Here is a 12016-nt window from a genome sequence, read left to right on the forward strand (position 1 = left end):
ATCACGCGCGCAATGACTTCAGCCTCCTCGGCCTTCGACATGGACGCCTTCGGGCGTCGCCACATCGGCGTCGGCCTCGACGCCCAGGCCGAGATGCTCACCGAGCTCGGCTACGACTCCCTCGAATCGCTGATGTCGGCCGCGGTTCCGGCGTCGATCGCGATCGGCGAGCACCTGACCTCGGTCATCCCCGAGGCGGCGACCGAGCGGGAGGCCCTGGCCGAGCTGCGGTCCCTGGCCGACCAGAACACCGTGCGCACCTCGCTCATCGGCCTCGGCTACTACGGCACCATCACGCCGGCGGTCATCAAGCGCAACGTGCTCGAGAACCCGAGCTGGTACACGGCGTACACGCCCTACCAGCCCGAGATCTCGCAGGGCCGCCTCGAGGCGCTCATCAACTTCCAGACCATGGTCACCGACCTCACCGGCCTCGACACCGCCAACGCGTCCATGCTCGACGAGGGCACCGCCGTGGTCGAGGGCATGCTTCTGGCCCGCCGGGGATCGAAGTCGAAGAGTCCGCGCTTCATCGTCGACGAAGACGCCTTCCCGCAGACGGATGCCCTTCTCGCCTCACGCGCCGAGGCCGTGGGCATCGAGCTCGTCCGTGCTCCGCTGGCGCGCCTCGACGAGGCCGGTTTCGCCGAGCTCGGAGAGCACTTCGGCGTCTTCGTGCAGTACCCGGGAGCCTCGGGCAACCTCTGGAACCCCGCCGCGATCCTCGCGGCGTCGAAGGCGCAGGGTGGCCTCACCGTCGTCGCCGCCGACCTGCTGGCGCTCGCGCTGGTGACCAGCCCGGGCGAGCTCGGCGCCGACGTCGCCGTCGGCACCAGCCAGCGCTTCGGAGTTCCCATGGGCTTCGGCGGACCGCACGCCGGGTACATGGCCGTGCGCGCAGGCCTCGAGCGCCAGCTTCCCGGCCGCCTGGTCGGAGTGTCGCAGGATGCCGATGGGCACCCCGCCTACAGGCTCAGCCTGCAGGCACGCGAGCAGCACATCCGCCGCGAGAAGGCCACGTCGAACATCTGCACGGCGCAGGTGCTCCTGGCGGTCATGGCGTCGATGTACGCGGTCTATCACGGCCCTCGCGGCATCCGTTACATCGCGACGAAGACGGCCCTGTCGGCTCGCGCCCTCGCTGCCACCCTCACCGAGTACGGCCTCACGCTGGCGAGCGACGACTTCTTCGACACGATCCGCGTGAACGTGCCCGGCCTGGCCTCGACCGTGGTCGAGCGCGCCCGCGAACTCGGCTACAACGTGCACCTCGCCGGCGACGCCACGGTCGGAGTGTCCGTCGACGAGACCACGACTACGGACGACCTCGCAGCCATCGCGCACGCCTTCGGCCTGCCCGAGCGGCTCGAGATCTCCCTCGACTACTCCGTCGACGCCGTGAAGGCCGCAGTTCCGGCCGACCTCGCCCGTGACGGCGGGTACCTCGAGCACCCCGTGTTCAACACGCATCACTCCGAGACGGCGATGATGCGCTACCTCAAGCAGCTGGCCGATCGCGACTACGCCCTCGACCGCGGCATGATCCCGCTCGGCTCCTGCACCATGAAGCTCAATGCGGCCACCGAGATGGAGGCCGTCACCTGGCCGGAGTTCGGCTCGCTGCATCCGTTCGCCCCCGAAGCCGACGTCGTCGGGTCGCTCGCCCTCATCGAGCAGCTCGAGAACTGGCTGGCCGAGGTCACGGGCTACGACTCGGTGTCGTTGCAGCCCAACGCGGGCAGCCAGGGCGAGCTCGCCGGCCTACTCGCCATCCGCGGCTACCACCGTGCGAACGGTGACGAGCAGCGCACGGTCTGCCTCATCCCGTCGAGCGCTCACGGCACCAATGCGGCGTCGGCGGTGCTGGCCGGCATGAAGGTCGTCGTCGTCGCCTGCGACGAGCTCGGCAACGTCGACCTCGACGACCTGCGCGCCAAGATCGCGGCCAACGCCGACACCCTCGCCGCGCTCATGATCACCTACCCGTCGACGCACGGCGTCTACGAGCACGAGGTCACGGCCATCACGCAGGCCGTTCACGACGCCGGCGGACAGGTCTACGTCGACGGCGCCAACCTCAACGCGCTGCTCGGCTTCGCACGCTTCGGCGACTTCGGCGGCGACGTCTCGCACCTGAACCTGCACAAGACCTTCTGCATCCCGCACGGCGGCGGCGGGCCCGGAGTGGGCCCGGTTGCAGCGAAGGCGCACCTCGCGCCGTTCCTGCCCGGCCACCCGATGGCCCAGCGCCGCGACCACGGAATCTACAACCACGACGGCGGACCCATCTCCGCGGCTCCCTACGGCAGCCCGAGCATCCTGCCCATCTCCTGGGCCTACGTGCGCATGATGGGAGCCGAGGGCCTCAAGCAGGCCACCGGAGCCGCCGTGCTGAGCGCCAACTACATCGCCGCCCGCCTGCGCGAGCACTACCCGGTGCTCTACACGGGCGACAACGGCCTCGTCGCCCACGAGTGCATCCTCGACCTGCGCCCGCTCACGGCGGCCACGGGCGTGAGCGTCGACGACGTGGCCAAGCGCCTCGTCGACTACGGCTTCCACGCGCCCACCATGTCGTTCCCCGTCGCGGGCACGCTCATGGTGGAGCCGACCGAGAGCGAGGACCTCGCCGAGATCGAGCGCTTCATCGAGGCCATGATCGCGATCAAGAGCGAGGCGGATGCCGTCGCTCGAGGCGACTGGCCGGCCGACGACAACCCGCTGCGCAACGCCCCGCACACGGCCCGATCGGTGATCGAGGGGGAGTGGACGCACCCGTACACCCGCGAGCAGGCCGTCTACCCCGTGCACTCGCTCATCCGCACGAAGTACTGGGCTCCGGTGCGCCGCATCGACCAGGCCTACGGCGACCGCAACCTCGTGTGCGCCTGCCCCCCGATCGAGGCGTTCGCGGAGTAGTCCCTCGCTCGTCGAGGTCCGGCCGAAGGCCGCGACCGAAGCGCAGAAAGAGCTCTGGCCTTCCGGCCCCTCCCGGCGTACCGTTGCGAATCTAGCGACGTCTACGTCGGGAGGATGCCATGAACGTCTTCGATCTGCTCTGGACGACGGCCTCGTTCGGTTTCGTCGGCCTCATCGGCGTGTTGTCCGTGATCGGCAACCGGATGAGCCTCGAGTCGCGGGCTGCGGCGCTGCAGCGAACCGACCCGGGGCGGGCATCCGCCCTGCTGCAGGCGCAGGCCGTGAGCGACCACGCTTACGGTCTGGCCGCGTGGATGCCGGAGGTCATGGTGGTGTGCACGCCGTCGCGGCGAGCAGCCCTGGCACACGACGACGAGGCCGAACGACCGGTGGCACCTCCGCTGCCCGTGCTGCCGCTGCACGTCGCGGCCGAGGAGCATGTCGCAACGGGCAGGGTCAGAACAGTCCAGGCCACCACACGACGGCCAGTGGATACCCGACGAAGGACACCACATCCAGAATCGTGTGAGCGATGACGAGAGGCATCGTGCGCCCCCAGCGCCAGTAGCACCAGCCGAAGACCACGCCCATCGCGGCATTTCCGATGAACGGGCCGAAGCCCTGGTAGAGGTGATAGCTGCCCCGCAGCACTGCGCTCGCCAGGATGATCTGCCACTTGCCCCAGCCGATCTCGCGCAGGCGCGTGAACAGGTAGCCCACCATGATGATCTCCTCGGACAGGGCCGAGCGCAGCGCCGCGAAGACGAGGATCGGGATCGTCCACCACGCCGCGTCGAGCGGTGACGCCTGCACGTCGACGGTGATGCCGATCAGGCGACCGCCCGCGTAGAGCGCGAGCCCCGGGATGCCGATGGCCGCCGCCAGGCCGAGACCGCCGAGGGCATCGCGACCCGGACGCGTCAGGTCGAAGCCGATGCGACGGAACGGGTTGATGCCCGGCTGCCACAGCAGGTAGAACACGAGCGCCACGGGCAGCAGGTCGAAGAAGATGCCGAGGAACTGGTACGTGAAGTCGAGCCACTCGCGAGGCGACTGCGACGGATTGAGTGCGGTCGACTGATCGCCGAGAGCGGTCTCGGCTGTCACCCGAGCGATGATCGCCACGATGGAGTACACCGCGCTGGCTCCCAGCGAGAGCCCCAGAACTATCGCGATCTCGATCCAGAGGCGACGACGGGTGCTGCGAGACGCTGTACCCCGATCACCATTTCCGGCCTCTGATCGGCCTGAATAGGCGTCCTGCATGTCGCTCATGTGGCCATCCTGTCATTCTCGAGCGCGAAACCACCGACACCGTTCGGCAAACGCGCGTGGGGCGCAATGATCTTGCGAGGAACCGTCACCTGCTGCAGATTCACGGTCGGCCAGGTTTCTGATCTGTAACGTTTCCCGGCACAGTTTGGTTTCTGCCTCCCCGCTCCATATTTTGTAGGTACTCAGGCCATCGTGCGCGCTCGAATAACGAGGCGGCGAAGCCCTTTTCACCAGGAGGAACATTGAGAACCAAGAGATTTGGCGTTGCAGCCATCGCTCTTGCCGCGGCGGGAGCACTCATCCTGTCCGGCTGCAGCACCGGCGGCGGCGGAGACGAGGCGCCCAAGGGCGACGCGACCGCGATCATCACCACGGACGGCACTGAACCCCAGAACCCGCTGATCCCGACCAACACCAACGAGGTCGGCGGCGGAAAGATCCTCGATGAGATCTTCGCGGGCCTCGTCTACTACGACGCCAAGGGCGCCCCGGTGAACGACATGGCCGAGTCCATCGAGTCCGACGACGCGACCACCTACACGATCAAGGTCAAGGCCGACCAGAAGTTCACCAACGGTGAGCCCGTCACGGCCGAGTCCTTCGTGAAGGCATGGAACTACGGTGCCGCTCTCGACAACGCTCAGCTCTCGAGCTACTTCTTCGAGTCGATCAAGGGCTTCAGCTACGACGTCAACGTTCCCGAGCTCGAGGGCCTGAAGGTCGTCGACGACCTCACCTTCACGGTCGAGCTGAACCAGCCGGAGTCCGACTTCCCGCTGCGCCTCGGCTACTCGGCGTTCTACCCGCTGCCCGAGGCAGCATGGGAAGACATCGCCGCATTCGGTGAGAACCCGATCGGAAACGGCCCCTACAAGCTCGCTGAAGAGGGCGCGTGGGAGCACAACGAGAAGATCTCGCTCGTCAAGAACGATGACTACACCGGTGGCCGCAAGCCTGCCAACGGCGGACTCGACATCATCTTCTACGCCACGCAGGAAGCGGCTTACGCCGACCTCCAGGGTGGCAACCTCGACGTCCTGACCGCGATCCCCTCGGGCGCGCTCGGCACCTACGAGGACGAGTTCGGCGACCGCAGCGTCAACCAGGCTGCTGCTGTCTTCCAGTCGTTCACCATCCCGGCACGACTGCCGCACTTCTCGGGCGAAGAGGGCAACCTCCGTCGTCAGGCCATCTCGATGGCCATCAACCGCGACGAGATCACCGACGTGATCTTCTCGGGCACCCGTACGCCGGCCCACGACTTCACGTCGCCGGTCATCGACGGCTACTCCGAGGACCTTGAAGGCTCCGAGGTGTTGGACTACAACCCCGACGAGGCCAAGAAGCTCTGGGCCGAGGCTGACGCCATCGCTCCGTGGGACGGCACCTTCAAGATCGCCTACAACGCCGACGGCGGCCACCAGGGCTGGGTCGACGCAGTGTCGAACAGCATCAAGAACGTTCTCGGTATCGACGCCTCCGGCGACCCGTACCCGACGTTCGCCGAGGCTCGCACGAAGATCACCGACCGCTCGATCCAGACGGCGTTCCGTACCGGATGGCAGGCCGACTACCCGGCTCTGTACAACTTCCTCGGACCGCTCTACGGCACGGGTGCAGGCTCGAACGACGGCGACTACAGCAACCCTGAGTTCGACCAGCTCCTCTCGGACGGCCTCGCTGAGACCGACCTCGACGCTGCGAACAAGAACTTCCAGGACGCTCAGGTCATCCTCTTCAAGGATCTCCCGGCAATCCCGCTCTGGTACGCGACCGTCAACGGCGCATGGAGCGAGACCGTCGAGAACGTCGAGTTCGGCTGGAACTCGGTGCCTCTGTACAACGAGGTGACGAAGACCGCCGCAGAGTAATTCTCGTGGCACACCGCTGAGGGGTTAGTATTCCTGAAGCACTCGTGGGGCGGTAGCTATCAGCTGCCGCCCCACTCCCACGCTCGACCTCCGAATGGCGTCACAGCGCTACTCTGAGATGATCGAGCTTGAAAGACAGATTGGTTCTCTCCTGCCAAAAACCCCGGATTGCGGGGCCTGATCCATGGCCGGCTACATCCTCCGTCGAGTGCTCCAGGCTGTGCCTGTCCTCCTCGGCACGACGTTCCTCATCTACTTCATGGTCTTCGCCATGCCGGGCGACCCGATCGTCGCCCTGTTCGGAGACAAGACCCCGAACCCGGCGGTCATCGAGCAGCTGCGTGAGCGCTACCACTTCGACCAGCCGTTCATCGTGCAGTACCTCTTGTTCCTCAAGGGAATCTTCGTCGGCGACTTCGGAATCTCGTTCTCCGGTCAGCCCGTCACCGAGATCCTCGCGAAGACCTTCCCGGTGACGTTGCGTCTCGCAGCCCTCGCGATCTTCTTCGAGATGATCGCCGGCATCGGCGTCGGCCTCATCGCGGGTCTGCGCAAGGGCAAGTTCTTCGACTCGAGCGCTCTCGCCGTCAGCCTCATCCTGATCTCGGTTCCGGTCTTCGTCATCGCGTTCGTCGCCCAGCTCGTCTTCGCGATCAACCTCGGTTGGTTCCGGGCGACCGTGGGCCCCGGTGCGCCCCTGCAGGACCTGATCCTGCCGGCCCTCGTGCTCGCGACGATCAGCTTCGCGCAGATCCAACGACTGACACGGTCGTCAGTCATCGAGACCAGCGGACAGGACTTCGTTCGCACTGCGGCGAGCAAGGGCCTCAGCCGCCGTCGCATCGTCCCCGTGCACATCCTGCGCAACTCCCTCATTCCCGTCGTCACCTACCTGGCCGTCGACTTCGGCACGCTCATGGTCGGCGCGACGGTGACCGAGGGAATCTTCAACGTGCCCGGAGTCGGGCGCACCCTGTACCAGGCCATCATCCGAGGAGAGCGCCCCACAGTCGTCGCGTTCGTCACGGTCATGGTGCTGATCTACCTCGTGGTGAACCTGCTGGTGGATCTGCTGTACGCCGTTCTCGACCCGAGGATCCGTTATGCCAAGTAGAAACTCCCAACAGAATCACTTCGTCGCGCCTCTCGAGGAGACGCCGCTCGTCGCGATCGACCAGGTCAAGACCGAGGGCAAGCCCTCGAACCTCTGGATCGACGCCTGGCACGATGTTCGCAAGCGTCCGATGTTCTGGATCTCCTCGGTGATGATCTTCGTGATCGTGACCGTTGCGCTCTTCCCGTCGCTGTTCACCTCCGTCGACCCGACGTTCTGCGAGCTCTCCAAGAGCCTCGACGGCCCCGGCGGCGACAGCGTGCTCGGCTACACCAAGCAGGGCTGCGACATCTACTCCCGCATCATCTACGGCACCGGCACCTCGTTGTCGGTGGGAATCATCGTCACCGTGCTGGTCTTCGTGCTCGGCATCGTCTTCGGGGCGTTCGCCGGGTTCTACGGCGGCTGGGTCGATGGCGTGCTGTCCCGCGTCGGAGACATCTTCTTCTCGATCCCCTACATCCTCGCCGCCGTGGTCATCATGAGCGTCTTCTCGGCGTACCGCAGCGTGTGGATCATCTCCCTCGCGATCGGTATCTTCGCGTGGCCGTCAACGGCCCGCGTCCTGCGAGCCGAGATCTTCAGGGTGAAGAACGCCGACTACGTCATGGCCGCGACGGCCATCGGAGTCTCGCGCTTCCGCATCCTGCTGCGTCACGTCCTGCCGAACTCGATCGCGCCGGTCATCGTCGTCACGACGATCTCGCTCGCCGCCGCCATCGTCGCCGAGGCGACGCTGTCGTTCCTCGGTGTCGGACTTCCGAGCACGACCATGTCGTGGGGCAACGACATCAGCCAGGCGCAGAACGACCTCCGGGTCGCTCCGCAGACGCTGATCTACCCGTCGATCGCCCTCTCGCTCACCGTGCTGAGCTTCATCATGCTCGGCGAGGTCGTGCGTGACGCGCTCGACCCGAAGGCGAGGGCTGCACGATGAGCTCAGTGACGAGAGAGACCGACGGGAACACCGTGAACTCACAGAACGACGAACGACCCATCCTCGAGATCAAGGATCTCGAGGTGGGCTTCAACACCCAGAACGGCCTCGTGAAGGCCGTCGACGGTGTGAACATCACCCTGTACCGCGGGCAGTCGCTCGCGATCGTGGGGGAGTCCGGCTCGGGCAAGTCGACGACGGCGCACGCCATCATCAACCTGCTGCCCGGCACGGGCAAGATCACCGGCGGCTCGATCAAGCTCGACGGTCAGGAACTCTCCACGGCCACGCCCAAGGAGATGGAGGACATCCGCGGTCGCCGCATCGGCTTCGTGCCGCAGGACCCGATGTCCAACCTCAACCCCGTCTGGAGCATCGGCTTCCAGGTGGAGGAGGCCATCCGCTCCAACGGCATCGCCAGCGGGAAGAAGGACGTGCGTGCACGCGCCATCGAGGTGCTGAAGCAGGCCGGCCTCGGCGACGCCGACCGCCGTCTGAAGCAGTACCCGCACCAGTTCTCGGGCGGTATGCGCCAGCGCGTGCTCATCGGCATGGGCCTGGCCGCGAACCCGCAGCTGCTCATCGCCGACGAGCCGACCTCGGCGCTCGACGTCACGGTGCAGCGTGTCATCCTCGACCACCTCGAGACCCTGACGCGAGACCTCGGCACCACCCTCCTGTTCATCACGCACGACCTCGGCCTCGCCGCCGAGCGCGCCGAGCAGCTGGTGGTCATGTACAAGGGCAAGGTCGTCGAGTCCGGTCCCTCGGTGAAGATCCTGAAGGATCCGCAGCACCCGTACACCCAGCGACTGGTCGCCGCAGCCCCGAGCCTCGCCTCGCGCCGCATCCAGGCGAGCGACACGCCTCTCGCCGAGCTCGACATCCACGCGCCAGCCGAAGCCGAGGTCGTCGACCTCATCGCGACGGCCGAGGCGCGTGCCGAGGCCCGCGAGCACGCGGCCGACCTTCCGCCGGCGATCGTGGTCGAGGACCTGACCAAGGTCTACAAGATCCGCGGATCGGGAGAGTTCAAGGCCGTCGACAACGTCTCGTTCCAGATCGCCAAGGGCACCACGATGGCGCTCGTCGGCGAGTCCGGTTCAGGCAAGTCGACCGTCGCGAAGATGCTGCTGAAGCTCGAGGACGCGACCAGCGGCAAGATCATCGTCGGCGGCCAGGACCTCAACGCACTCGGTGGCAAGGAGCTGTTCAACCTGCGCAGCCGCATGCAGCCGGTGTTCCAGGACCCGTACGGTTCGTTGAACCCGCTGCGCAACATCGGCAACACGATCAGCGAGCCGATGTCGGTGCACGGGGTCGGAACGCGCAAGTCGCGCCAGGCGCGGGTGTTCGAGCTGCTCGACCAGGTGTCGCTGCCGAAGATGCTCGTCAGCCGCTACCCGAACGAGCTGTCGGGCGGACAGCGTCAGCGCATCGCCATCGCGCGCGCCCTCGCGCTCAAGCCCGAGATCGTCATCCTCGACGAGGCCGTGTCGGCGCTCGACGTGCTGGTGCAGGCTCAGATCCTGAGACTGCTCGCCGACCTGCAGGCCGAGCTCGACCTGACCTATCTCTTCATCACGCACGACCTCGCCGTCGTGCGTGTGATCGCCGACCACGTGGCGGTCATGCAGAAGGGCAAGATCGTCGAGTACTCGAGCACCGACGAGGTGTTCGACAACCCTCAGCAGCAGTACACGCAGGATCTCCTGGCGGCGATCCCCGGAGCGAGCATCGAGCTCGCCTCCTAGGTTCAGGCGTCTGGTTGGTGAACGGCGGGTCCGCATGGACCCGCCGTTCAGCATTACAGGCTAAACTCGAGGGATTGGGCTGTGCGCACTTCAGCGCGCCGACCCGCAGACCCCACTGAGCGCCGCATCCGCGACGCCTGCGCGCCCGACACCGAGCTTCAGCCCGATGTTGTGAAAGAGCGCGAACCGAAGAAACCCAAGGACAAGACTTATGGCAATCGCCCTGCGCTCAGACATCCGGAATGTGGCCATCGTGGCCCACGTCGACCACGGCAAGACGACTCTCGTCGATGCCATGCTCGGTCAGACCCACTCCTTCTCCGACCACGCCCACGTCGAAGAGCGTGCGATGGACTCCAACGAGCTCGAGCGTGAGAAGGGCATCACGATCCTCGCCAAGAACACGGCGATCACGTACAACGGCGTTCACGCCACCGAGGGTCCCATCACCATCAACGTGATCGACACCCCCGGCCACGCCGACTTCGGTGGCGAGGTCGAGCGCGGCCTGTCCATGGTCGACGGCGTCGTGCTGCTCGTCGACGCGTCGGAGGGTCCGTTGCCCCAGACGCGCTTCGTGCTGCGCAAGGCCCTCGAGGCCAAGCTCCCCGTCATCCTGCTGGTCAACAAGACCGACCGCCCCGACGCGCGCATCGACGAGGTCGTCGCCGAGAGCCAGGACCTCCTGCTCGGCCTCGCCTCCGACATGGCCGACGACGTTCCCGACCTCGACCTCGACGCCATCCTCGACGTCCCCGTCGTGTACGCGTCCGGCCGTAACGGCGCCGCGAGCCTCACCAAGCCCGAGAACGGCACCCTGCCCGACAACGACGACCTCGAGCCGCTGTTCGGCGCGATCCTCGAGCACATCCCCGCTCCGAAGTACGACGACGAGGCGCCCCTTCAGGCCTGGGTCACCAACCTCGACGCCTCGCCGTTCCTCGGCCGCCTCGCCCTGCTCCGCGTCTTCAACGGCACGCTCAAGAAGGGCGAGACCGTCGCCTGGGTGCGTCACGACGGCCAGGTCAAGAACGTGCGCATCACCGAGCTGCTGAAGACTCGCGCGCTCGACCGTTACCCCGCCGAGAGCGCGGGCCCCGGTGACATCGTCGCCGTCGCCGGCTTCGAGGACATCACCATCGGTGAGACCCTCGCCGACCCCGACGACGTGCGTCCCCTCCCGCAGATCCACGTCGACGAGCCCGCCATCTCGATGACCATCGGAACCAACACCTCGCCGCTCGTCGGCAAGGTCAAGGGCCACAAGCTCACGGCCCGCATGGTCAAGGACCGCCTCGACCGCGAACTCGTCGGAAACGTCTCGCTCAAGATCGTCGACATCGGACGCCCCGACGCCTGGGAGGTCCAGGGTCGTGGAGAGCTCGCTCTCGCCATCCTCGTCGAGCAGATGCGTCGTGAGGGCTTCGAGCTCACCGTCGGCAAGCCGCAGGTGGTCACCAAGCGCGTCGACGGCAAGCTCCACGAGCCGTACGAGCACCTGACCATCGATGCTCCCGAGGAGTACCTCGGCGCGATCACGCAGCTCATGGCATCGCGCAAGGGCCGCATGGACAACATGGCCAACCACGGCACCGGCTGGGTTCGCATGGAGTTCATCGTTCCCTCGCGCGGCCTCATCGGCTTCCGCACCGAGTTCCTCACGACCACGCGCGGCACCGGCATCGCCAACGCCATCTCGCACGGTTACGAGGAGTGGGCCGGTGAGATCGTCACCCGCAACAACGGCTCGATCGTCGCCGACCGTTCCGGTGTCGTCACCCCGTTCGCCATCATCGCGCTCCAGGAGCGCATGAGCTTCTTCGTGAACCCCACCGAAGAGGTCTACGAGGGCATGGTCATCGGCGAGAACTCGCGCTCCGACGACATGGACGTGAACATCACCAAGGAGAAGAAGCTGACCAACATGCGTCAGTCCACCTCCGACACCTTCGAGTCGATGACTCCGTCGCGTCAGCTCTCGCTCGAGGAGTGCCTCGAGTTCGCCCGCGAGGACGAGTGCGTCGAGGTCACCCCGGCCAACGTGCGCATCCGCAAGGTGGAGCTCGACGCCCAGTCGCGCGCCCGCTCGACCTCGCGTCTGAAGAAGCAGAACCAGAACTAGTCGTTCGCGTCACCTCGGGTGCCG

General features: G+C 66.3%; 8 protein-coding genes. 7 read left to right on the top strand and 1 reads right to left on the bottom strand.

Going from position 1 to position 12016, the window contains the following annotated elements; all coding sequences use genetic code 11:
* Nucleotides 1-12 precede the first annotated feature (12 nt).
* The gene (gcvP, locus tag E4M00_RS17590; protein ID WP_135121776.1) at nucleotides 13-2919 is read left to right on the top strand and encodes an aminomethyl-transferring glycine dehydrogenase; all 2907 of its coding nucleotides are present in this window, start codon (nucleotides 13-15) and stop codon (nucleotides 2917-2919) included.
* Nucleotides 2920-3038: 119 nt separating this feature from the next.
* On the top strand, nucleotides 3039-3455 hold the full coding sequence (locus E4M00_RS17595; protein ID WP_135121777.1) for a hypothetical protein: 417 nt from the start codon (nucleotides 3039-3041) through the stop codon (nucleotides 3453-3455).
* On the opposite strand, the gene E4M00_RS17600 is transcribed toward E4M00_RS17595, so the two are convergent.
* Entirely contained in the window at nucleotides 3376-4185 is an 810-nt protein-coding gene (locus tag E4M00_RS17600; protein ID WP_135121786.1) for a CPBP family intramembrane glutamic endopeptidase, read from the bottom strand. The two genes, E4M00_RS17595 and E4M00_RS17600, sit on opposite strands and share 80 nt — an antisense overlap.
* Nucleotides 4186-4436: 251 nt before the next feature.
* Between E4M00_RS17600 and E4M00_RS17605 the strand changes: the two genes are divergently transcribed.
* The 5 genes from E4M00_RS17605 to typA all read left to right on the top strand — a co-directional run bounded on the left by E4M00_RS17605 (nucleotide 4437) and on the right by typA (nucleotide 11992).
* On the top strand, nucleotides 4437-6065 hold the full coding sequence (locus E4M00_RS17605) for a peptide ABC transporter substrate-binding protein (RefSeq protein WP_135121778.1): 1629 nt from the start codon (nucleotides 4437-4439) through the stop codon (nucleotides 6063-6065).
* Between the two features lie 184 nt (nucleotides 6066-6249).
* Nucleotides 6250-7179, top strand: a complete 930-nt coding sequence (locus E4M00_RS17610; protein WP_056167061.1) for an ABC transporter permease — start codon at nucleotides 6250-6252, stop codon at nucleotides 7177-7179.
* Nucleotides 7169-8116 (top strand): ABC transporter permease, encoded by a 948-nt coding sequence (locus E4M00_RS17615; protein ID WP_135121779.1) that lies wholly within the window; start codon nucleotides 7169-7171, stop codon nucleotides 8114-8116. Before E4M00_RS17610 ends, E4M00_RS17615 begins: the two co-directional genes overlap by 11 nt.
* Nucleotides 8113-9870 carry a dipeptide ABC transporter ATP-binding protein gene (locus E4M00_RS17620; protein ID WP_135121780.1) on the top strand — a complete coding sequence of 586 codons (1758 nt, stop codon included), beginning with the start codon at nucleotides 8113-8115 and terminating at the stop codon, nucleotides 9868-9870. The genes E4M00_RS17615 and E4M00_RS17620 overlap by 4 nt, the downstream gene beginning before the upstream one ends.
* Nucleotides 9871-10081: 211 nt before the next feature.
* Nucleotides 10082-11992 carry a translational GTPase TypA gene (gene typA / locus E4M00_RS17625; protein ID WP_056167069.1) on the top strand — a complete coding sequence of 637 codons (1911 nt, stop codon included), beginning with the start codon at nucleotides 10082-10084 and terminating at the stop codon, nucleotides 11990-11992.
* Nucleotides 11993-12016: the final 24 nt, after the last annotated feature.

Source organism: Orlajensenia leifsoniae, assembly GCF_004570845.1.
In the GTDB taxonomy this organism is placed as follows: domain Bacteria; phylum Actinomycetota; class Actinomycetes; order Actinomycetales; family Microbacteriaceae; genus Orlajensenia; species Orlajensenia leifsoniae.

Coding starts and splice junctions, on each gene's coding strand:
- gcvP (WP_135121776.1), top strand. CDS start 13: ATGACTTCAGCCTCCTCGGCCTTCGACATGGACGCCTTCGGGCGTCGC.
- E4M00_RS17620 (WP_135121780.1), top strand. CDS start 8,113: ATGAGCTCAGTGACGAGAGAGACCGACGGGAACACCGTGAACTCACAG.
- E4M00_RS17615 (WP_135121779.1), top strand. CDS start 7,169: ATGCCAAGTAGAAACTCCCAACAGAATCACTTCGTCGCGCCTCTCGAG.
- E4M00_RS17610 (WP_056167061.1), top strand. CDS start 6,250: ATGGCCGGCTACATCCTCCGTCGAGTGCTCCAGGCTGTGCCTGTCCTC.
- E4M00_RS17600 (WP_135121786.1), bottom strand. CDS start 4,185: ATGCAGGACGCCTATTCAGGCCGATCAGAGGCCGGAAATGGTGATCGG.
- E4M00_RS17595 (WP_135121777.1), top strand. CDS start 3,039: ATGAACGTCTTCGATCTGCTCTGGACGACGGCCTCGTTCGGTTTCGTC.
- typA (WP_056167069.1), top strand. CDS start 10,082: ATGGCAATCGCCCTGCGCTCAGACATCCGGAATGTGGCCATCGTGGCC.